Origin of the sequence: Streptomyces peucetius, assembly GCF_025854275.1 — a bacterium.
GTDB lineage: Bacteria > Actinomycetota > Actinomycetes > Streptomycetales > Streptomycetaceae > Streptomyces > Streptomyces peucetius_A.
In genome coordinates this window covers 6,384,068-6,406,168 of sequence record NZ_CP107567.1, presented here as the reverse complement: position 1 = coordinate 6,406,168, position 22,101 = coordinate 6,384,068, and the positions used below count along the sequence as shown (strand labels likewise).

Annotated in this window: 11 protein-coding genes and 1 pseudogene; 6 read left to right on the top strand and 6 right to left on the bottom strand. The window is 69.1% G+C overall.

The features are described from left to right. Positions 1–21: 21 nt before the first annotated feature. A complete protein-coding gene (gene ngcE, locus OGH68_RS29040; RefSeq protein ID WP_264248017.1) occupies positions 22–1,467 on the bottom strand; it encodes an N-acetylglucosamine/diacetylchitobiose ABC transporter substrate-binding protein in 1,446 nt (481 codons plus the stop codon). A 510-nt stretch (positions 1,468–1,977) separates the two neighbouring features. Here ngcE and OGH68_RS29035 point away from each other — a divergent pair. The 3 genes from OGH68_RS29035 to OGH68_RS29025 all read left to right on the top strand — a co-directional run bounded on the left by OGH68_RS29035 (position 1,978) and on the right by OGH68_RS29025 (position 7,024). After that, positions 1,978–5,817, top strand: a complete 3,840-nt coding sequence (locus tag OGH68_RS29035; protein ID WP_264248015.1) for a GH92 family glycosyl hydrolase — start codon at positions 1,978–1,980, stop codon at positions 5,815–5,817. 173 nt (positions 5,818–5,990) lie between these two features. Next, on the top strand, positions 5,991–6,821 hold the full coding sequence (locus tag OGH68_RS29030) for a helix-turn-helix domain-containing protein (protein WP_264248012.1): 831 nt from the start codon (positions 5,991–5,993) through the stop codon (positions 6,819–6,821). Further along, positions 6,818–7,024, top strand: coding sequence for a DUF397 domain-containing protein (locus tag OGH68_RS29025; RefSeq protein WP_264248010.1), 207 nt, complete (start codon positions 6,818–6,820; stop codon positions 7,022–7,024). Before OGH68_RS29030 ends, OGH68_RS29025 begins: the two co-directional genes overlap by 4 nt. A gap of 99 nt (positions 7,025–7,123) precedes the next feature. Here OGH68_RS29025 and acnA read toward each other — a convergent pair whose 3' ends face one another. Both acnA and OGH68_RS29015 read right to left on the bottom strand, forming a co-directional pair. Next, positions 7,124–9,841 (bottom strand): aconitate hydratase AcnA, encoded by a 2,718-nt coding sequence (acnA, locus tag OGH68_RS29020; protein WP_319020248.1) that lies wholly within the window; start codon positions 9,839–9,841, stop codon positions 7,124–7,126. Positions 9,842–10,066: 225 nt separating this feature from the next. Beyond that, positions 10,067–11,068: pseudogene (locus tag OGH68_RS29015) on the bottom strand (amidohydrolase); the annotation flags it as partial. Here OGH68_RS29015 and OGH68_RS36220 point away from each other — a divergent pair. Both OGH68_RS36220 and OGH68_RS36215 read left to right on the top strand, forming a co-directional pair. Further along, on the top strand, positions 11,038–11,367 hold the full coding sequence (locus OGH68_RS36220) for a phosphotransferase (protein WP_413471043.1): 330 nt from the start codon (positions 11,038–11,040) through the stop codon (positions 11,365–11,367). The pseudogene OGH68_RS29015 and the gene OGH68_RS36220 overlap by 31 nt on opposite strands. Further along, positions 11,339–11,578, top strand: a complete 240-nt coding sequence (locus OGH68_RS36215) for a hypothetical protein (RefSeq protein WP_413471133.1) — start codon at positions 11,339–11,341, stop codon at positions 11,576–11,578. Before OGH68_RS36220 ends, OGH68_RS36215 begins: the two co-directional genes overlap by 29 nt. 59 nt (positions 11,579–11,637) lie before the next feature. Here OGH68_RS36215 and OGH68_RS29005 read toward each other — a convergent pair whose 3' ends face one another. After that, positions 11,638–12,297: a response regulator gene (locus tag OGH68_RS29005; RefSeq protein ID WP_264247990.1), complete on the bottom strand. Its 660-nt coding sequence runs from the start codon at positions 12,295–12,297 to the stop codon at positions 11,638–11,640. Next, on the bottom strand, positions 12,270–13,556 hold the full coding sequence (locus tag OGH68_RS29000) for a sensor histidine kinase (RefSeq protein WP_264247988.1): 1,287 nt from the start codon (positions 13,554–13,556) through the stop codon (positions 12,270–12,272). The genes OGH68_RS29005 and OGH68_RS29000 overlap by 28 nt, the downstream gene beginning before the upstream one ends. A gap of 282 nt (positions 13,557–13,838) precedes the next feature. On the opposite strand from OGH68_RS29000, the gene OGH68_RS28995 reads away from it, so the two are divergent. After that, positions 13,839–15,368 (top strand): helix-turn-helix domain-containing protein, encoded by a 1,530-nt coding sequence (locus OGH68_RS28995; RefSeq protein WP_264247986.1) that lies wholly within the window; start codon positions 13,839–13,841, stop codon positions 15,366–15,368. A gap of 404 nt (positions 15,369–15,772) precedes the next feature. On the opposite strand, the gene OGH68_RS28990 is transcribed toward OGH68_RS28995, so the two are convergent. After that, entirely contained in the window at positions 15,773–22,015 is a 6,243-nt protein-coding gene (locus tag OGH68_RS28990; protein ID WP_264247985.1) for a DNRLRE domain-containing protein, read from the bottom strand. Positions 22,016–22,101: the final 86 nt, after the last annotated feature.

Sequence of the window (22,101 nt, the reverse complement as noted above, 5' to 3'; positions counted from 1 at the left end):
TCGAAAGCCGAACTGGTCAGGTCAGGCGGTGCGCTTGAACTTGGTCACCGAGTCGTCCTTGGCGACCCTGTCGGCCTCCGCCTGGGTCTTCTTGATCCAGTCGGCGGCCTTCAGCTCACCGGTGAGCAGCTGGCCGGTGAGGCCGCCGATCTTCTCATCGGTCAGCGCCGGGTACCACTCCTGCAGCTGGAGGCTGATCAGGTTGTCGCCCGCCTCCCCGAAGACCTTGCTGGCCGAGGCCAGACCGGGCGAGAGGGTCATGCCCTCGGTGGCGTCCATGACGCAGGTCAGGGACTTGACCTTGGTGGCGAAGTTCTGCGCGTGCTTCTTGGAGAGCATGATGCGCAGGAGCTCCATGCCGCCGACCGGGTTCTTGCCCTTGGAGGCGACGATGTACGGCTCGCTGGGCTCGCCGCGCAGGGTGCCGTGGGGCATCTTGTCGCCGGTGCCGTCGAAGAGCGCGCCGACCGACATGCCGAAGTCCTTGGGCGTGGTGGGGGCGGACTCGTTCTCGACCCAGGAGCCGTTCGGGAGGAAGACGGCCTTGCCCTTGTTCCACGCGGTCTGGGACTGGATGTGGGTCAGGCCCTGGCTGCCCTCGAGGAAGTACTTCTTGGCGGCGAGCTCCTCGTAGTGCTCGATGACCTCCTTGACCGCGTCGTTGGAGGTCCAGGCGTTCGGCTCCAGGTTGTCGATGGCGATCCACTTCTCCATGCCGCCGATCTTGGCGATCTGGGCGAAGAGGTTGAAGTGCACGTAGTACGGATACTTGCCGGGGTACGTCCAGGGGGCGATGCCGGCCTTCTTGATCTCGCCGCAGAGCCCCACCATCTCGTCGAGGGACTTCGGGTAGGCCCAGCCCTTGTCGTCGAGCAGCTTCTGGGAGTACCAGGTGCCGTAGATGGTGAAGGCGTAGTAGAGCACGTCGAACTTGTCGCCGTGCTTGCCCTTCTCGATGGTGCTCGGGTGGATCGTGTCCCGCACCTTCTTGGCCGGGTCGTCCATCGAGGGGGCGTCCAGCAGCACGGTCAGGTCCTGGAGCTGGCCCTGGGTGGAGAGCTGGTTCATGTTGAGGTGGTCGGCGCCGGAGTTGTCGATGACGTCCGGCGGGTTGCCGCCCGCGAAGCGCGGGGTCAGCTTGGGGCCGACCTGCTGGGTGCCGGTGTGCTTGACCTCGGCGCCGTAGGTGGCCTTGTAGTCGGCCTCGGCGTCCTTGGCGTACTGGTCGCCGAGGCCGCCCTTGAAGATGAAGGCCTCGAGCGGGGTGCCCTGCTTCACGCCGAGCGGGTTCTTCTCGGACTTCTCGCCGACGGGGGCCTTGGTCTCCTTGTCGCTGCCGCCGCCTCCGGTGGCACAGGCGGAAAGGAAGCTCATCGTAGGAATCGTGAGCAGGCCGAGCGCGGCAGAACGCTTGATCAGATCGCGACGGCCGACGCCCTCGTTGTCGTGGGCGGAGGTGGATCCCATGCTCAAGTCCTCGCCTTCTCCAGGACTCAGGCGGTGTACCGGTCACCCGTCCGTCTCGCCTCAGGCGAAGGGCCCCGCCACCGCAGTCAGTTGCTGTGTTTTCCCGTGGGGGAAACTCAAGTCGAAGCTCGGGTCGTGCACGTCTGACAGCGGGAACGGCTGTGTGGCCGGCGATCGCGTGTGGCGCACGTGGCCGTCGTCCTCGTCCCCCCTGGTCCGCCGCCTCAGTAGACAGCTATGCGGACGCCGACAGGTATAGTCCACTTCCCGTCAAGTGAGCAAGATCAAATGCAAGGTTGGGCGACCATCTTTCCCGAGTTGAGACCTCGCGGACCAAGAAGCCCCGAAATCACCCCGGCTGCCACGGCATTCTTCGCGGAACGCCTGATTCCGGCAGGCTCGCCGCGCCAACACCCTTGACACCGTATGGCACTTACCTCCCTACTGGAGCCTGCGCCTCGCGCCTGACAACGTTGTCCAACGCGACTTCCCCCTGGAGGAAGATCCGGGATGCAGCCCAGAACCAGACCCCGGCACCGACAGATCAACGCAGTCACCCTGGTGGTGACCGCTTCCATGCTGGTGTTGACGGCTCCCTCCGCCGCCACCGCCCTCCCCTTCCGGCCCGGGCAACCGTCGGCGGCCGACCGGGAATTCCGGTCGTCGTTCGAATCGGACGAAGCCCAGCCGGACTGGCGCAATACCGTTGAAGTCGACGCGGGCGGAAAGAAGCGGTCGTCCGGCGTCGACGGAGGCTTCGCCGGCGGTATTCCGGGCAATGTCACCGACAAGGTGATCGAGCTGCGGGCCAGCGACGAGAACACCGGCGCGGGTGAGACCAAGGAGAATCTGGTCGACCTGCTGCCCAGCAGCAAATGGCTGGCGTTCGAACCGACCGCCTGGATCGAGTTCGACATGGCCGAGCCGGTCAAGGTCGCCACCTACGCCCTGACATCGGCCAACGACTTCGCGGGCCGCGACCCGAGGGACTGGACCCTCAAGGGATCCGCGGACGGCGAGAACTGGACGGTCCTCGACACGCGCTCCGGCGAGACCTTCGCCAAACGCTTCGAGACCAGGACGTTCGACATCGGTGACCCCTCGGAGGTCACGGCCTACGCCCACTACCGCCTGGAGATCACCAGGAACAACGGCGCGTCCGGCATCACCCAGCTGGCGGACGTGCAGTTCTCGAACGGGGACACCGACGCGCCCGTCCCCGACGACATGCGCACCCAGGTCGACCGCGGCCCGAGCGGCTCCCCCACCGCCAAGGCCGGCGCCGGCTTCACCGGAAAGCGCGCCCTGAAGTACGCGGGCACGCACCAGCCGGACGGCCGTGCCTATTCGTACAACAAGGTCTTCGACGTCGATATCGATGTCGAGCGCGACACCGAACTGTCCTACAAGATCTTCCCCGCGATGGCGGAGACGGATCTGAACTACCCGGCGACCAATGTCTCGGTCGACCTCGCCTTCACCGACGGCACGTACCTGAGCGAGCTGAAGGCCACCGACTCGCACGGCGGTCGGCTGACCCCCCAGGGCCAGGGCGCCGCCAAGCGGCTGTACGTCAACCAGTGGAACGCCGTCGCCTCCGGCATCGGCACGGTCGCCGCGGGCAGGACCGTCGACCGGGTCCTGGTGGCGTACGACTCCCCCAAGGGCCCGGCCAAGTTCCAGGGCTGGATCGACGACATCACGATCGCGCCCGCGGCGCCCGAGAAGCGGCTCGCGCACCTCTCCGACTACGCGTCCACGACCCGCGGCACCAACTCCAGCGGTTCGTTCTCCCGGGGCAACACCTTCCCCGCCACCGCCGTCCCGCACGGCTTCAACTTCTGGACGCCGGTCACCAACGCCGGGTCCCGCAGCTGGCTGTACGAGTACGCCCGCGGCAACAACGCGGACAACCTCCCCACCGTGCAGGCGTTCAGCACCAGCCACGAGCCGAGCCCCTGGATGGGCGACCGCCAGACCTTCCAGGTGATGCCCTCCGCGGCGGCCGGCACCCCGGACACCTCGCGCACGGCCAGGGCCCTGCCGTTCAAGCACGAGAACGAGACCGCCCGCCCGCACTACTACGGGGTCACGTTCGAGAACGGCCTCAAGGCCGAGATGACGCCGACCGACCACGCGGCGATGATGCGCTTCACCTACCCGGGTGACGACGCGAGCGTCGTCCTCGACAACGTCACCCAGGAGGCCGGCCTCACCCTCGACCCGCGGACCAGCTCCTTCACCGGCTACTCGGACGTCAAGAGCGGCCTCTCCACTGGCGCCACGCGGCTGTTCGTGTACGGCGTCTTCGACGCGCCCGTGACGGACTCGGCCTCCGAGGGCGTCACCGGCCGGCTCCGCTTCGACGCGGGCGAGGACAGGACCGTCAACCTCCGGATAGCCACGTCGCTGATCGGCGTGGACCAGGCGAAGAAGAACCTCGCCGACGAGATCCCGGCCGGCACCCGCTTCGAGAAGGTCCGGGGCAAGGCGCAGGGCGCCTGGGACGACATCCTCGGCAGGATCGAGGTCGAGGGTGCGACCCACGACCAGCTGGTGACGCTCTACTCCAGCCTCTACCGGCTCTACCTCTACCCGAACTCGGGCTTCGAGAACACCGGCACCAAGCGGAAGCCCACGTACCGGTACGCGAGCCCGTTCTCCCCGATGACCGGCCCCGACACCCCGACCCGTACCGGCGCGAAGATCGTCGACGGCAAGGTGTACGTCAACAACGGCTTCTGGGACACGTACCGCACGACCTGGCCCGCGTACTCCTTCCTCACCCCGAAGAAGGCGGGCGAGCTGGTCGACGGCTTCGTCCAGCAGTACAAGGACGGCGGCTGGGTCTCCCGCTGGTCCTCCCCCGGTTACGCCGACCTGATGACCGGTACCAGCTCCGACGTCGCGTTCGCCGACGCGTACGTCAAGGGCGTCGACTTCGACGCGGAGGCCGCCTACGAGGCCGCACTGAAGAACGCGACCGTCGTGCCGCCGTCGTCCGGTGTGGGCCGCAAGGGCATGGAGACCTCGCCGTTCCTCGGCTACGCCTCCACCTCGACCCACGAGGGCCTGTCCTGGTCGCTGGAGGGCTACCTCAACGACTACGGCATCGCCGAGATGGGCGAGGCCCTCTACAAGAAGACGAAGAAGGCCCGCTACAAGGAGGAGTCGGAGTACTTCCGCAACCGCGCCCGGGGCTACGTCAACCTCTTCGACTCCGAGGCCGGCTTCTTCCAGGGCCGGAACCTGAAGGGCGACTGGCGGGTGAAGAGCTCCGAGTACGACCCGCGGGTGTGGGGTTACGACTACACCGAGACCAACGGGTGGGGATACGCCTTCACCGCCCCACAGGACTCCCGCGGACTGGCGAACCTGTACGGCGGCCGCTCGGGCCTCGGCGAGAAGCTCGACACGTACTTCGCCACGCCGGAGACGGCGTCCCCCGAGTTCGTCGGCTCGTACGGCTCCGTCATCCACGAGATGACCGAGGCGCGTGACGTGCGGATGGGCATGTACGGCCACTCCAACCAGGTCGCCCACCACGTCACGTACATGTACAACGCGGCCTCGCAGCCGTGGAAGACGCAGGAGAAGGTCCGCGAGGTCCTCTCCCGCCTCTACACCGGCAGTGAGATCGGGCAGGGCTACCACGGCGACGAGGACAACGGCGAGCAGTCGGCCTGGTACCTCTTCTCCGCACTCGGCTTCTACCCGCTGGTCATGGGCAGCGGCGAGTACACCATCGGCTCCCCGCTGTTCACCAAGGCGACCGTGCACCTGGAGAACGGCCGCGAACTGGTCGTGAAGGCCACGAAGAACAGCGCGGAGAACATCTACGTGCAGGGTCTGAAGGTCAACGGCAAGAAGTGGGACTCCACCTCCCTGCCGCACGACGTGATCGCCGAGGGCGGCACGCTGCAGTTCGACATGGGCCCGGAGCCGTCCACCTGGGGAACGGGCGAGAACGCCGCCCCGGTCTCCATCACCCAGGACGACAAGGCGCCCTCGCCGCGCCGCGACGTGCTTCCCGCGGGCGGCCCGCTGTTCGACAACACCTCGGGCACGTCTGCCGCGTTCACCTCGCTCGACCTGCCGGTCGGCCAGGCGGCGAAGGCCGTGCAGTACACGCTCACCTCGGCCGCGAAGGACAAGGCTCCCTCGGGCTGGGTGCTGCAGGGCTCCGCCGACGGGACGTCGTGGACGGACCTGGACGAGCGGTCGGACGAGTCCTTTGACTGGGACCGGCAGACGCGCGTCTTCGGCATCGACGAACCGGGTTCCTACGAGCACTACCGGCTGGTCGCCACCGGTGAGGCGACGCTCGCGGAGGTCGAGCTGATCGGCTGACGGCGGCGTCCGCGGCGATTCCGGCCCTTCCGACCGGGCGCAGCCCGACCGGGGACCGCACTCCTTCCGAGGAGTGCGGTCCCAGCGTTCGTCGGCAGAGCCGGTGTCACCCACTCGGGTCGGCTTTCACCGAGACGCGTACGCCGCGCTACCGGCTGGCTACGCTCGCTCCCATGTCCCGGCCGAAGGAACTGGATCCCTACCACAACCCGCGGGCCTTCTACGGCGCGGAGCTGCGCCGGCTGCGCGAGCGCGCCGAGCTGTCCCAGGAGCAGCTCGGGGAGCGGGCCTTCTGCTCGGGCTCGTACGTCGGGCAGTTCGAGGCGGCGTCGCGCAGACCGCAGCTGGAACTCTCCCAGATGTTCGACCAGTTGCTGGGCAGCGGGGAGCACCTCCAACGGCTGTGCCGCCTCGCCAGGAAAACGAACGTGGCGGACTACTTCGCGGACGCGGCGGAGTTGGAGCGCCTCGCCGGAACCATCTGCGAGTACGCCCCCGTCCTGGTGCCGGGCCTGCTGCAGACGGAGGAGTACGCCCGGGCCATCACCCGCACCGCGAACCCGTTCGCTCCCCAGGAGCATGTGGAGGATCTGGTCCGTGCGCGGATGGACCGGCAGCGCATCCTGGACGGCTCCGACCCGCCCGTGCTCTGGGCCATCCTGCACGAAGCGGTGCTGCGGGCGCCGATGGGCGGCCCCGAGGTGATACGCCGCCAGCTCCTGCGTCTGGCCGAACTGGCCCGGCGGGAGCGGATGGTGATCCAGGTGCTGCCCTTCTCCGCCATGGCGGAGGCGTTCATCGCAAGCATGCTCTCCGTCATGACCTTCGCCGACTCCCCCGCCGTCGTCTACACCGAGGGTGCGGGCAGCGGACAGCTGATCGAGAATCCGGCCCTGGTCGAGCACAGCGCACGGGCATACGATCTCGCCAGGGCCGCCGCCCTGTCACCGGCGGCGACCCTGGAGTTGCTCGCATCGATGGCGAAGGACTACGAGAACCCATGAGCCCCACACAGGATCTGAGTCAGGCGGTCTGGCGGAAGTCGTCCTACAGCGACGGAACCGGCGGCAGCTGCGTCGAGGTCGCGGACGGGTTCCCCGGTGTGCTGCCGGTGCGGGACAGCAAGGTGCCCGACGGGCCCGCCCTGTTCTTCCGCCGGGCGGGCTGGGACGCCTTCGTCACCGCCGTCCGGCACGACCGGTTCTGACGCGCCGCACCCGGCCGCCGGCCACGCCGAAGGGGCCGCACTCCCTTGCCGGGAGTACGGCCCCTTCGCGTTGCGCCCGGCCGTCGGCCGCGGCTGTGCTTATCCGCGGATGAGGCTCCGCAGCACGTACTGCATGATGCCGCCGTTGCGGTAGTAGTCGGCCTCGCCGGGGGTGTCGATGCGGACGACCGCGTCGAACTCCACACCGGTGTCGGTGGTGACCTTGACCGTGCGCGGCGTGGTGCCGTCGTTCAGCTCGGTGACACCGGAGATGGAGAAGGTCTCCTCACCGGTCAGGCCGAGGGACTCGGCCGAGCCGCCCTCCGGGAACTGCAGCGGCAGGACGCCCATGCCGATGAGGTTCGAGCGGTGGATGCGCTCGTACGACTCGGCGATGACGGCCTTGACGCCGAGGAGCGCGGTGCCCTTGGCGGCCCAGTCGCGGGACGAGCCGGAGCCGTACTCCTTGCCCGCCAGGATCACCAGCGGGGTGCCGGCGGCCTGGTAGTTCTGCGAGGCGTCGTAGATGAACGACACCGGGCCGTCCGCCTGGGTGAAGTCGCGGGTGAAGCCGCCCTCGGTGCCCGGCGCGATCTGGTTGCGCAGGCGGATGTTGGCGAACGTACCGCGGATCATGACCTCGTGGTTGCCGCGGCGCGAGCCGTAGCTGTTGAAGTCGCGGCGCTCGACGCCGTGCTCCGTGAGGTACTTGCCGGCCGGGGTGTCGGCCTTGATCGCACCGGCCGGGGAGATGTGGTCGGTGGTGACCGAGTCGCCCAGCTTGGCGAGCACGCGCGCGCCCTCGATGTCGGAGACCGGGGTGGTCTCCATCGTCATGCCCTCGAAGTAAGGGGGCTTGCGCACGTAGGTCGACTGCGGGTCCCACTCGAAGGTGTTGCCGGTCGGGATCGACAGGGCCTGCCACTGGGCGTCGCCCGCGAAGACGTCGGAGTAGGACTTGTTGAACATGTCCTCGCCGATGGCATTGGCGACGACGTCGTTGACCTCGGCCTCGGTCGGCCAGATGTCCTGGAGGTAGACCGGCTTGCCCTCGGTGTCGGTGCCGAGCGCGTCCTTGGTGATGTCCACCTTCATCGAACCGGCGAGGGCGTACGCGACGACCAGCGGCGGCGACGCCAGGTAGTTCATCTTGACGTCCGGGTTGATCCGGCCCTCGAAGTTCCGGTTTCCGGAGAGCACCGAGGTGACGGCCAGGTCGTGCTCGTTGACGGCCTTGGAGACCTCGTCCGGCAGCGGGCCGGAGTTGCCGATGCAGGTGGTGCAGCCGTAACCGACGAGGTTGAAGCCGACCTTGTCGAGGTACGGGGTCAGGCCCGCCTTGTCGAAGTAGTCGGTGACGACCTTCGAGCCCGGGGCGAGGGTGGTCTTGACCCACGGCTTGCGGGTCAGGCCCTTCTCGACCGCCTTCTTGGCCACCAGTGCGGCGGCGACCATGACGTACGGGTTCGAGGTGTTGGTGCAGGAGGTGATCGCGGCGACGGTGACGGCGCCGTGGTCGATCTCGTAGGTCGAGCCGTCGGGGGCCGTCACGGTGACCGGCTTCGACGGTCCACCGTTCGGCGTGTTCGCGGGAGCGTCGGAGGCCGGGAAGGACTCCTTGCTCGCCTCCATGTCGTCCGTCACGTAGTTGCGGACGTCCACGGCGAACTGCTCCGCGGCGTTCGCGAGGACGATGCGGTCCTGCGGGCGCTTCGGGCCGGCGATGGACGGGACGACCGTGGAGAGGTCGAGCTCCAGCTTCTCGGAGAAGTCCGGCTCGGCGGCCGGGTCGAGCCAGAGGCCCTGCTCCTTGGCGTACGCCTCGACCAGCGCGACCTGCTGCTCGCTGCGACCGGTGAGCTTCAGGTAGTTCAGCGTCTCGCCGTCTACGGGGAAGATGGCGGCGGTGGAGCCGAACTCCGGCGACATGTTGCCGATGGTGGCGCGGTTGGCAAGGCTCGTCGCCGCCACACCCTCGCCGTAGAACTCGACGAACTTGCCGACGACGCCGTGCTTGCGCAGCATCTCGGTGATCGTGAGGACCAGGTCGGTCGCGGTGGTGCCGGGCTTGAGCTCACCGGTCAGCTTGAAGCCGACGACGCGCGGGATGAGCATGGAGACCGGCTGGCCGAGCATCGCGGCCTCGGCCTCGATGCCACCGACGCCCCAGCCGAGCACACCGAGGCCGTTGACCATGGTGGTGTGCGAGTCGGTGCCGACGAGGGTGTCGGGGTACGCCTGGCCGTTCCGGACCATGACGGTACGGGCCAGGTGCTCGATGTTCACCTGGTGGACGATGCCGGTGCCGGGCGGGACGACCTTGAACTCGTCGAAAGCGGTCTGACCCCAGCGCAGGAACTGGTAGCGCTCCTTGTTGCGGCCGTACTCCAGCTCCACGTTCTGGCCGAAGGCTTCCGCGGTGCCGAACTTGTCGGCGATGACGGAGTGGTCGATGACCAGCTCGGCCGGGGCCAGCGGGTTGATCTTCGCCGGGTCGCCGCCGAGCTCCTTGACGGCCTCGCGCATGGTGGCGAGGTCGACGACACAGGGAACACCGGTGAAGTCCTGCATGATCACGCGGGCCGGCGTGAACTGGATCTCCTGGCTGGGCTGCGCCTGGGAGTCCCAGCCGCCGAGCGCCCGGATGTGGTCGGCGGTGATGTTCGCGCCGTCCTCGGTACGGAGCAGGTTCTCCAGCAGGATCTTGAGGCTGTAGGGGAGGCGCGCGGCGCCCTCGACCTTGTCCAGCCTGAAGATCTCGTACGACTCGTCGCCCACGCGCAGCGTGCTGCGGGCGTCGAAGCTGTTCGCCGACACGACAGTCTCCTTCATCAATGTGCGCGTACTACCTCAATGCTGCCGCCACGGCTGCTCGCCGATCCGCTAAGGTAAGGCTTAGTTAGGTAACCCTTACCGATTGGCGGCTTGCGGTACGCCTTCGGCAGATATCTCGATGTCGAGATAACTCTAGTACATGACCGCTGAGAGGTCATGCCCGGACACCCCCGGCCCGGTGTCGGCCGGGCCGGGGGCGGACGAAGCTCACAGGCTCGCGTCGCGATGGGTGGGACGTCCGTCGAGCACGGTGAGCGGTACGGGCAGGTCCGCCAGGTCGGTTGCGGGGGTGGTCAGCGGGTCTCCGGCGAGGACCGTCAGATCGGCGCGGTGCCCGACGGCGATCCGGCCCGCCTCGCGCTCCTCGCCCGCGGCGCGCGCGGCGTTCACGGTCATGGCCTGCAGCGCCTGCAGCGCGGTGAGCGCCTGTTCCGGGCCGTGCGGCGGCCGGCTGAGGTCACGGCTGGGGCGGCGGTGACGGGCGCCGGCCATGACACCCAGCGGCGGGTGGGGAGCGATGGGCCAGTCGGAGCCGAGGACCACGGTGGCACCGGACTCCCACAGGTCGCGGCAGCGCCAGGCACGCGCGGCGCGCTCCTCGCCGAGGCGGCGCGACCAGTTGTCGGTGTGGTCGGCGCGGGTGAAGTCGCAGCAGTGGGTGGGCTGCATCGAGGCGACGACACCGAGTTCGGCGAAGCGGCGCAGGGTGTCGTCGGGCACGGTCTCGATGTGCTCGACACGGTGCCGCACCCCGGGTCCCCCGGCGGTCCGGGCCTTCTCGACGGAGTCGAGGACGTGCCGTACGGCCGCGTCGCCGATGGCGTGGGGCGCGGTCGGCACGCCGGCCCGGTGGAGTTCCCCGATGACGCGCGTGTACGCCTCGGGGTCGGGCCAGAAGGCGTGCGCCGACTCGCCGTGGCAGTCGGGCCGTTCCAGCCAGGCCGTGCCGTTGTCGATGGTGCCGTCCATGAAGAGCTTGACGCCCTCGGTCCGCCACAGCGCCCCGCCCGCCCCCTGCTGTTCGACCAGCGCGTGCAGCGCGTCGGCGTCGGGGCCGGGCTGGCACCAGGGGGCGACGCGCAGCCTCAGCGGCAGTTCGCCGGCCGCGTCGAGCTCAAGACTGTCGCCGTGCGCGTCCATGGCGTGCCCGCCGGTGGCTCGAGGGCGAGAATCCGGCGGTGGGACGGAACGCGGAGCCGGTGCGGCTCGCGCGGGAGCTCGCGGAGTTCGCCGCGGCGCTGCACCGTGTCGACCCGACCGGCGGGCCCCTCTCGTACCGCAGTGAACCGCTCGCCTCGCGGGACGCCGCAACGCGCGAGGCGATTGCGGAGCTCGCCGGAGAGGTCGACGCCGACCGGGCGCTGACGGTGTGGCGGGCGGCTCTCGCGGCGCCCTCCTGGCAGGGCCCGGCCGTGTGGATCCACGCCGACCTCCAGCCCGGCAACCTGCTGCTGGACGGGGGCGGGCTCGGCAGCGGTCATCGACTTCGGCTGCCTGGGCCTCGGTGAGCCCGCCGTCGACCTGCTGCCCGCGTGGTACGTGCTCCCCGACACGGCACGTGACGTCTTCCGCGACGTGCTGGGCGTCGACGACGCCACCTGGGCGCGGGGGCGGGGCTGGGCCCTGTCGATCGCGCTGATGGAGCTGCGCCACTACCGGGAGACGAACCCGGTGATGGCGACGATCGCGCGGCACGTCCTCGGCGAGCTCACGGTCTGACGAGCCGGGCGGTCCCCGGCGGGGGCCGTGTGCCGGCCCGTGCGCGGCCGGTGCGCGGGTCAGGCCCGCAGATAGGTCAGCACGGCGAGGACCCGGCGGTGGGTCTCGTCCGCCGGTGGCAGGTCCAGCTTGGCGAGAATGGAGCCGATGTGCTTGCCCACCGCCGCCTCCGAGACGACCAGTTGGCGGGCGATCGCGTTGTTGGACTTCCCCTCCGCCACCAGGCCCAGCACCTCCCGCTCACGCGGCGTCAGACGCTCCAGCGGATCGCGGCGGCGGCGGATCAGCTGCCGCACCACCTCCGGGTCGACGACGGTGCCGCCCGCGGCGACGTCCTGGAGCGCGGCATGGAACTCCTCGACCTGGCCCACCCGGTCCTTCAGCAGATAGCCCACGCCCGCGCCGTCCCCCGAGTCGAGGAGTTCGGAGGCGTACGTGCGCTGGACGTACTGGCTGAGGACGAGTACCGGGAGCGACGGCCGCTCCGCGCGGAGCCGGACCGCCGCCCGCATGCCCTCGTCCTGGAATCCGGGCGGCATCCGCACATCGGTGACGACGATGTCCGGCGAGTGCTCCGCGACCGCGGCGGTCAGGGCGTCGGCGTCGCCGACCGCTGCGACGGCCTCGTGGCCGAAGCGGCCGAGCAGCGCGATCAGCCCTTCGCGCAGCAGCACACTGTCCTCGGCCAGAACTACGCGAAGCGCTCGGTCCACTCGCAAGGGATCTCCACACGCAGCAGGGTCGGTCCGCCTGGCGGGCTGGACACGGAGATTCTGCCATCGAGCACCGACACCCGGTCGGCGAGCCCGGTCAGCCCGCTGCCCATGGCCGCGTCGGCGCCGCCCCGGCCGTCGTCCCGCACCTCGATGGCCAGGAGCCCGTCCTCGTACCGGCCGGCCACTGCGGCGCGGGTGGCCCCGCTGTGCTTGCCGATGTTCGCCAGCGCCTCGCGGACGACGAAGTACCCGGCGGACTCGACGGCTTCGGTGAGCCGGCCGGGCAGATCGAGCGGGACGTCCACGGGGACGGCCGACCGGTCCGCCGCGTCGGCGACGGCGGCGGCGAGGCCGTGGTCGGCGAGCACCTTCGGGTGGATGCCCCGGATCAGCTCACGCAGTTCCTCGAGGGCCTTCCCCGCCTCGTCGTGGGCGGTGGCGAGCCGGTCGGCGAGCGGCCCCGGCGGGGCGTCGAGACGGGCGAGGCCGAGGGTCATGGTGAGTGCGACCAGGCGCTGCTGGGCACCGTCGTGCAGATCGCGTTCGATACGGCGCCGTTCCGCCTCGAAGGCGTCCACCAACCGGGCCCGGGAGCGTACGAGTTCCTCGACCCGCTGCCGCGGTTCCTCGGGCGGGGCGACCAGCATCCGGGTGAGCTCGGCGCGCCCCCAGGCCACCAGTCCGAGGACGTAGCCGCCGACGGCGAGCAGCGGCACTCCCGCCGCGGCGGCGGCGAACGCCTCCGGCCAGGACGTCGCGAGCCAGGTCTTGAGCACCCGTACCTCCTCGCCACCGCCCACCGTCGCCATCAGCACCGGTGTGCCGATCAGCGCCAGAGGCACGCCGAGCGCGAAGACGGCGGCCAGCAGGTCCAGCGGCCAGAGCAGCGTCGCGAACGCCAGTGTGTGGCCGAGCTCCCGCCAGGTCGCGGGCTCCCGCAGACGGGTGCGGGCCCAGGCGGGGAGCCCTGGTTCCGCGGGGTCGGCGTGCGGCGTGGGGGCCGGCCTGCGGTCGACCAGCCGAAGCCTGCGGCGTTCCAGCGCGGCGACCGGCAGCCCGGAGAACACCAGCAGCGCGAGCAGCGGCAGCCCGACGAGGAACACCGCGAGGGCGCCGCCCACCGCCACGCCGACGAGCAGCAGCCCGAGCACCACGCTGCCGGCCGGTGCGCTGCTGAGCAGGTATCCGGCCGCCCGCCAGGGCCAAGTCGAGACGAGGAAGCCGGGCCGGGGCAGGGCCTGCCGCAGGGTGAGGGGACGCATGCGGGTCACGGTAGAAGCCGGGTGCTCCTGGGAGCCATCGGCCAGGGCATAGGGACAGGGTAGGGCCCGCCCTACCGCCCAATACGCCACCTGTTTACCCAATCAAGGCATTCAACCCTTTCCCGTACGGCCGCCCTCCGGTTGCCGGATGCGCACGGTTCGCGGACCATCGGAAACGGAGTGCGCCCGGGCACGGGCGTACCTCCGGGCGCATGACGGGGCGTCACTCCAATGGACCACCTGAATGCGATCACATCTCATATGTGAGATAGCCTCCTGGGCATGGCAGACGACTACCTCGTACGCATCGGCAAGCTCATCCGTGACGCCCGTCAGCATCGTGGCTGGACACAGACGCAGCTCGCCGAAGCGCTCGGCACCAGCCAGAGCGCGGTCAACCGCATCGAGCGCGGCAATCAGAACATCAGCCTTGAGATGATCGCGCGGATCGGTGAGGCCCTCGACAGCGAAATCGTCTCCCTCGGCTACGCCGGGCCCATGCACCTGCGAGTCGTCGGCGGCCGCAGGCTCTCCGGCTCCATCGACGTCAAGACGAGCAAGAACGCGTGCGTGGCGCTGCTGTGCGGCTCGCTCCTCAACAAGGGTCGCACGGTGCTGCGCCGCGTCGCCCGTATCGAAGAGGTCTACCGGCTGCTGGAGGTCCTCGGCTCCATCGGCGTGCGCACCCGCTGGATCAACGACGGCCGCGACCTGGAGATCGTGCCGCCGGCGGGCTTCGACATGGACTCGATGGACGTGGAGGCCGCCCGCCGGACCCGCTCGATCATCATGTTCCTCGGTCCGCTGCTGCACCGGATGGACAACTTCCGCCTGCCGTACGCCGGCGGCTGCGACCTCGGGACCCGCACCATCGAACCGCACATGATCGCGCTGCGCCGCTTCGGCCTGGACATCACCGCGACGGAGGGCATCTACCACGCGGTGGTGGACCGTTCGGTCTCCCCCAGCCGCCCGATCGTGCTGACCGAGCGCGGCGACACGGTCACCGAGAACGCCCTGCTGGCCGCCGCCCGGTACGACGGCGTCACCGTCATCCGCAACGCCTCCTCCAACTACATGGTCCAGGACCTGTGCTTCTTCCTGGAGGTGCTCGGCGTCAAGGTCGAGGGCGTCGGCACGACGACGCTGACCGTGCACGGCGTCCCGAACATCGACGTCGACGTCGACTACTCCCCCTCCGAGGACCCCGTCGAGGCGATGAGCCTGCTGGCCGCCGCCGTCGTCACCGAGTCGGAGCTGACGATCCGCCGGGTGCCGATCGAGTTCCTCGAGATCGAGCTGTCGGTGCTCGAGGAGATGGGCCTCGACCACGACCGCACCGCCGAGTACGCGGCGGACAACGGACGCACCCGGCTGGTGGACTTGACGGTCCACCCCTCCAAGCTGGAGGCGCCCATCGACAAGATCCACCCGATGCCGTTCCCCGGTCTGAACATCGACAACGTGCCGTTCTTCGCGGCGATCGCCGCCGTCGCCCAGGGCCAGACCCTGATCCATGACTGGGTCTACGACAACCGCGCCATCTACCTGACGGACCTGAACCGCCTCGGCGGCCGTCTCCAGCTCCTCGACCCGCACCGCGTCCTCGTCGAGGGCCCGACCCGCTGGCGCGCCGCCGAGATGATGTGCCCGCCGGCCCTGCGCCCGGCGGTCGTCGTCCTGCTGGCGATGATGGCGGCCGAGGGCACGTCGGTGCTGCGCAACGTGTACGTCATCAACCGGGGTTACGAGGACCTCGCGGAGCGGCTGAACTCCGTGGGGGCGCAGATCGAGATCTTCCGCGACATCTGACCGGCCTGCGCCCGAATGCCGCCGCACCCTTCCGACCTGCCGTGAAGCGGGTCAGAAGGGTGCGGCGGCATCCGTGGGACGTCTCCGGGTCACTGTCCGGGTCGGGGCCGAGTCACGCGCTTCCCCGCTTCACGTACGCCACGAGCGTGAGAAGCCAGGCGAGCGCGAAGAAGACCGCCGCGCTCTCCAGCTCGTGCCCGGTCCACGTCACCTTTCCATCCATCGCGCCCCAGAGATAAAAACCCACCTGCACCGCACCGATGACACCGGAGGCCACGGCCGCACGAAAAAGTGCACCTACCACTTTTCTGTCCTTACGTCGTCACTCGTCGGCCGGCCTGCCCCGCCGGTGCGGGGCAGGCCGGCCACATCACGTCCGACCGTCTGCCGTCAGCAGGGCGGTGTCAGCACCTGGCCTGGTAGGGGCGGTTGCCGTAGGTCGTGTACCACTTGTAGCCGGTGGCCCATGTCTTCACCGCAAGGCACCGGCCGTTGGCTCTCGCCTTCTGGGCGGTCTTGTGCACCCAGGTGCCGTACAGCCAGATGGCCACGGCGATGAGCCAGCCGACCTTGGGGATGGCGGCTGCGGCAATCGCCAGCGGGTTGTAGACCCAGTCGAGATTGTTGGCGACGCGCCGCGTCCATGTCTTGTTGAAGTGCACGGTGATACGCCCGCTGTAAGCGGTCCGCGTGTACTTCGACCCCCACCACGTCTTGTACGTGTACTTCTTGCTCCAGTCCTCGAGGACCACCCTCCCCCACGAGTAATACCTGGTGCGCTTACGGTACTTGCGGCCGTCGAGGTCGGTGTTGGTCACCGGGTTGGCGGCAGCGTACTCGTACGAGTTCCGGCTTCCGCCGAGAACGGGGTCGACGGACAGGAAGCGGCCCGTCGCCGGGTTGTACAGGCGCACGCCCATCAGGACGGTTCCCCCGGGCGTCTGGGCCGACCGCTGCATCGAGCCCAGCCAGCCGTACCGCACAGGGGCTTCCGGCATGCGCTGGTTGCCGTACTCGTCGCTGCTCAGGGCCGTCGGTGCGAGCGCTGTGTCCAGCGGAAGGACGAGGTTGATGTCGCCGTGCAGATTGGACAGCTGCAGCGAGACCTCCCCCGACTTGCCGGTCGTGGCCGACATGGCACTGGCCAGGTCGCCGACCATACGGACCACACCGGAACCGTTGCTGTCGGTGATCCAGCGCGGGTTGTCGGAACTGTCGCCGTAGTGGTTCGTCTTCGTGCCGGTCGGGTTCCAGCTGCCGGCGGTATTGGACTCCGTCGTCCAGCCGCGTATACGGCCCGATGCGTCCAGCGACCACGTCTGGCGGGAGTTCCCAACCGTCTGCTGCTGGACGAGGTCGTTGTTGTGGTAGGCGATCGTCGTGCCGTCCGGCAGCCGTGTCGTCCGTCCGAACGCGTCGTACGTGTAACCGGGGTCGACCTGACGGTCGGCGCTGTCGTACGCGGACGTCACCGTCTCGCCCCCGCTCGTCGGGCACTCGGCGCCGGGGGCGCCGACGGCCGTCGTGAGCGAGGTCCGATTGGTGCGCTTGTCGAAGCCGTACGTACGGGACGTGCATGCTCCGTTGTAGGTGTCGGCCACCTTGGTGAGACGGCCGATCCGGTCATAGGTGAAGTCCTGTGCCTCGCCCATGCCGGCGCCGCCCGCATGGTGCGACCATTCGCCGTGGATCGTCTCGGCGACGGAATCGGACAGGAGAACCGTGCCGTCGGAATCCCTGGTGTAGAGACGCTGGTAGGGCATTCCGATCTTGCCCGCCGACTGGGTCATGGTGTAGCCGCCGGGAAGGGACTGCGAGACGACGCCCCCGTCCGTGTCGTACGTCGCCCGGAACGTGCCGGCGACGGAGTCGTTCATCGCCGTGGGCAGGCCGCGGGGCTCAGCGGTGTGATCGTAGGTGTACGTAGTGGTGGACGGGACCGAGTCGGAGACCTTCACCGGACGGTCGAAGGCGTCGTACTCAGTGGTGGTGACGCCGTTGTCGGCGTCTGTGTAGGAGATGACACGCCCCAGGTCGTCGTACTCCTGAAGGATGCTGCCGCCGTCCGCCGACGCCGTCTTGATCACCGAGCCGTTGAGGGGGTCGTAGGTGAGGGAGGTGCCCGCGACGACCTTGCCGACGCCTCCGTCCACCTGCACGCTCTTCACGCGGCCGGCGCCGTCGAAGACGGTCGTGGTCGTCCGGGTCACGCCATTGGCGGTTTCGGTCTTCTCCGTCGGCTGCCCGAAGAATTCGTACTCGGTGGTCGTGTCGACCACCTCGGTGGGCTGGCTCCCGCCACCGGTGATCGCCCCGGCAGGACCCGCCCAGCACTCCAGTCCGACCCACTCCGGGCGTCCTTCGCACCAGCCCGTACCGGTGGCCGACCAGTACTGGACGATCCTGGACGTCGCGTCCTGGCCCGTGCCGCCCGGCGGGACCACGGCAGTGATGCGGCCCTGGGCGTCGTACGCGGTGCTGGTGGTCAGGTTGAGCCCGCCCGGGTCCTCGATGGTCAGGACCGGAAGGCCCTTGGCCCAGTCGTACTGGGTCTCGGTGAGTCGCTTCTCACCCATCACCGAGTAGTGGCCGCGGACCCTGGCGCCCACGATGGACAGCGTCGGCTGGTCCTTGGCGACGGCGCTGCCGTCGGTGGGCCTGCCCTCGTCGTACTCGGTCACGGTCCAGGGCTGGGCCGCCACCGAGGTGCCGGCGGGGATCAGGACGGTGGTGCCGTCCTTGAAGTCCTCCGTGAGGTCGACACGGCGAAGCGGTCCGAACTGCTCCAGCAGCCGCGTTCCCGTGCTGTTGTACAGGGAGGTGCCGGAGAGCAGGGCCGCCCGCTCCGCCGTGCTGTGCAGCGCGATGCCGAGGTCGGACAGTCGCGCCTTCTCCTCGTCGGTCTTCCCGAGTGCCAGAGCGCGGTTGCCTGCGCTCAGCTCACGAATGACGTTTCCGTGCAGGTCGTACTCCGTGGTGGTGATCCCTCCCGCTTCGTCGACGGTGTTCACCTCTCGGCCGGAGGCGTCGAGATAGTGGAGCTCCGCCCGGCGGTACCCGTCGGCGCCCAGTGCGCCGCCCTTGTAGGTGGGCGGCACCGAATCGGGCGGGAAGATCGCCGTCGCGTCGCTGGGAGCGTCGAGCTGCCCCCATGCCTTGACGTCGGAAGCCCCCATGGCGTGCGGTGCGTCGGCGCCGGTGATCGGGACGTTGTAGACGACCGACGTGACGGCCTGGCCGTCCGTCGTCGACTTGGTGCCCTGCTTGAGCGTCGCCCTGGTGACGGAGGTGAGCATCCCGTCCCCGCCCGCGGTTCCGCCGGCGTTTCCGTACGTCATCGTCCACGGCAGCTGGCCGGGAGCGGTGACCTGCGTGACGCGGCCGGCGCTGTCATAGGCGTACTTGGTCTTCAGCGCCGGGGTGATCAGCGGGTTCCAGGCCTCGCGCAGCCGGCCGGCGGCGTCGTAGGCGTAGCTCTGGACGGTTTTCGCCGTAGCCGCGGACGCACCCGCCTCCGTGGACCAGAGCTTGAGTGCCTTCAGCTGGCCCGAGAAGTCCCCGGGCGTGGCGTCCGTGCCCGTCGTCGAGGTCGCGTACACGAACTCCAGAACACGACACCCCCTGGTCGACGGTGTCTTGGCGCAGGTGCTGTTCGCCACCGCCCCGTGGGAGGAGATCAGCATGCGCGGCCGGGCGAGCGTCTTCGTGCCGACCACGACGGGCTCGGAGATCATGTTCGTCGTGGAGTTCTCGATGCCCTGGAGACGCGACGAAGTGATCTGCCAGGTCTCCGCCGCCGAATCGACCTTCGCGAACACGGATTCGGCGCCCTCGGTGTCGATGAGGGTGAATCCGCCGGCGAAGGTGCCGGTCAGGGTGAGCATCTCGGAACCGGGTTCGGGGACCCAGCCGCCGGGCGTGTTGGCCCGGGCCGTGAAGTGGATCTTTGTGCCGTCCTCCATCACGACGTCGAGTGATGTGGCGGACGTCCTGCGGATGTGTGTGTAACCGGCCTGAGAGACCTCGGCGAGCGTGCCGGAGAGCCACTCCTTGCCGAAGATCGGCGCCTGTCCTTCCTGTGCCGTGGCAGCGGTCGGCCGACGGGACGAGGCCGTACGGGACGCGGACAGGTCGAAGTAGCTCTGCTCCGTGCCGGTGAGCCTGAAGTCACCCGTCAGAAGGTTGAGATGCCCGGGGCCGATGCCGGTGGACTCCGCGCCTTCGGCGTTGCGGTCGACGACGACGCTCAGCGGAGGGGTACTGCTGGCCGCCGCGTCGGGGCCGGTGAAGTCGGCCTTGAGCTGGATGCTGCCGTCCGGGTCCACCGTTTCGGTGGCCGCCCACACGAGGCCCGCGTTCTTGCCGTCGACCAGGGGCACCGGCCAGGAGGCGAGCGGCTGGCCGGCGGCGGTCACATGTGCCGTCGGAACGGGCGCCCAGGCGTCGGCATCGGAGCGCCGCCAGGAGAACGACACCTTGTCGTACTTACCGGCCTCGGCCTCGGCGACCAGAGGCAGCCGGCGTGCGGTCCGCTCACCCTCGGACGGCTGGAGGATGCCTCCGGGCCCCACATGGAAGGTGTAGTCGAGCGGTTCGGAACTGTTGTCGGCCTTGTCGACCGACCGCACCTGCAGTGTCTGCGTTCCGTTCTTGGACGGCGTGACGCTGATGGCCTTGTCGGCGGTGGCACCGCCGGTGGCGACCTTCGTCCACGTGACTCCGTCCAGCGACCACTCCAGCCAGTTGTGATCGGCTGCCGCAGGCGTGACGGTGAACGTGCCGGTCTGGCCGGCCCCCTTCACCCAGGCGTCCGCGGGATAGTCGGCGGATGTGATCCTGGCCGGGGCCGACGGAGCCTTGGAATCGACGGTGAATGTCTTCCAGGCGGACCAGCCCGTGTTGTAGTGCGTGCCGTCGTAGGGGCTCGTGCGGAACTTGTAGGTCTTGCCCTCCGCGAGCACCCCGGCCGGCACCGTCACGGACGCCTGCTGCCCGGAGGGGACGTACGGTGAGACCAGAACATTGCCCACCTGGGTGTTGGTGGCGCTGTCGAAGATCTGGAAGGTGCCGTTGACCTTGTCACCGTCCGGATCGACGAAGGTGTCCCGGAGCGTCGGGGTGACGGTGTTGACCATGTAGGCGCCGCCGTACGTGAAGAACGGCGGACCGGCTTCCTGGTTGGTTCCGCTCCGGGGCCGGTAGTTGTAGTTCACCACCAGCCGGGGCGGGTTCGACGCGGCGTTGGCGGAGTTGACCCGCTTCCACTGGGCGACCACCGACTCGCTGGAGGCGCGCAGACCCATGTGGCCACGGGTCGCCTTCGCGGAGGCCCATTCCTGCACCAGGGTCGTCACGTCGGCGTTGATCCAACCGTCCGGTGCCGTGGTGCAGGCGCTGTTGCCCCGCGTCTCGGTGGAGGTCGCCTTCTTCGCCGTCATGGTGGGACGGTTCGTCCAGCGGCTGGACGTCGACGCCGCGCCCGATGACCAGACTTCCCACGGGTAGGGCTTGCAGTCGACGTTGCCTGAGTGGAAGTTCCACAGACTCAGCTTCGCGCTGGAGATCAGTGCATCCTGCACCGGTGTGGTGTTCCACGAGATGAACGACTGCGCGATCCGCGGCGTGCCGTCCGGGTTGGTGGTGCCGGGGTTTCCGAGATCCAGCTCCGTGTCCGTGGACCAGTCCCGGGTCTCACCCTGCTGGACATAGGTGTCGAAGACGTTGGACAGGGAAGATGTCGACGGGTCGACGGTGACCGGGTATTTGGTCTTCGGGTCGGAGAGGAACTCGGCGTCCGGTGTCACCACCAGATCGACGGACGTTCCCCTCTGCTTGACCTTCATGGACACCGGCACCCGGCGGGTGTGCTCGCCGGAGACCGGATCCACTGTGGAGTCCCACATCACCGGGGCCGGCATGACCAGCCGGTTCTTCGTCTTCTTGTCCGTGAAGAGCACGCTGCCGTCGGCCTGTTGCTTCGCCTTCAGCCCCTTGGTCTTCAAGGGCAGCGTGTACGTGTAGCCGTCCGACGCCGGGCGCTTCTTGATCTCGACGAACTGCTCGAAACCGGTACGGGTGGCCTCGACCACCACGTCGGCTCCCGGTACGGCCTCTGGATACACCGCCCGCGACCCGGTGAGCTCGGGCTTCGGCAGGCCGCCCTTCCACTGGAGGGTGATCTGCTCCTCTCCACTGCCCAGCGTCACCAGGTCGACTGCTGCCGCGTCCTGCGCGGCCCGCAGTGACGCGGCCCTGGTGCCGGTCCTGCCCGCCAGTTTCAGCCCATGGGGGTGCGCCTTCGCCTCGACCGAACCCGAGGAGCCCGCTTGGAGCCGGACGTCCACATCGACCCATTGCCCGTCACGCTGGAATCGGATCGGGCCTGCGGACAGCTCCGTCGTGAGTGAACCGTCTTTGTTCACCCATGTCGTCGACGCCTCGGTCCGTTCCGACAGCGCCTCGACGCGCTTCCCGTAGAGCCGGGCAGCCACCTTGGCCGACGGAATGTCGGCGGCTTGCGAGGGGCCTGTTCCCGCGGGCTTCGATGCGTTCACCGGTTGGGCAGGTACGGCGGCAAGCGCCACAGCCTGCCCCGTACCTGACAGTACGAGGCCCGTCTCCGCCGCCAGCACCATGGCCGTGCTCATGGCTATCCGATGCAGGACCCGTCTGCGGCGTTGCAGGGCCTGCGGTGTTCCTCGCCGCGCACTGCGGCGAGAGAATCCATCACTCA

Bases quoted from the DNA above. Each gene is read 5' to 3' on its own strand.
- OGH68_RS28990 (WP_264247985.1), bottom strand. From the start codon at position 22,015: ATGAGCACGGCCATGGTGCTGGCGGCGGAGACGGGCCTCGTACTGTCA.
- OGH68_RS29025 (WP_264248010.1), top strand. From the start codon at position 6,818: ATGAGCCCCACACAGGATCTGAGTCAGGCGGTCTGGCGGAAGTCGTCC.
- OGH68_RS28995 (WP_264247986.1), top strand. From the start codon at position 13,839: ATGGCAGACGACTACCTCGTACGCATCGGCAAGCTCATCCGTGACGCC.
- OGH68_RS29000 (WP_264247988.1), bottom strand. From the start codon at position 13,556: ATGCGTCCCCTCACCCTGCGGCAGGCCCTGCCCCGGCCCGGCTTCCTC.
- OGH68_RS29030 (WP_264248012.1), top strand. From the start codon at position 5,991: ATGTCCCGGCCGAAGGAACTGGATCCCTACCACAACCCGCGGGCCTTC.
- OGH68_RS29035 (WP_264248015.1), top strand. From the start codon at position 1,978: ATGCAGCCCAGAACCAGACCCCGGCACCGACAGATCAACGCAGTCACC.
- ngcE (WP_264248017.1), bottom strand. From the start codon at position 1,467: ATGGGATCCACCTCCGCCCACGACAACGAGGGCGTCGGCCGTCGCGAT.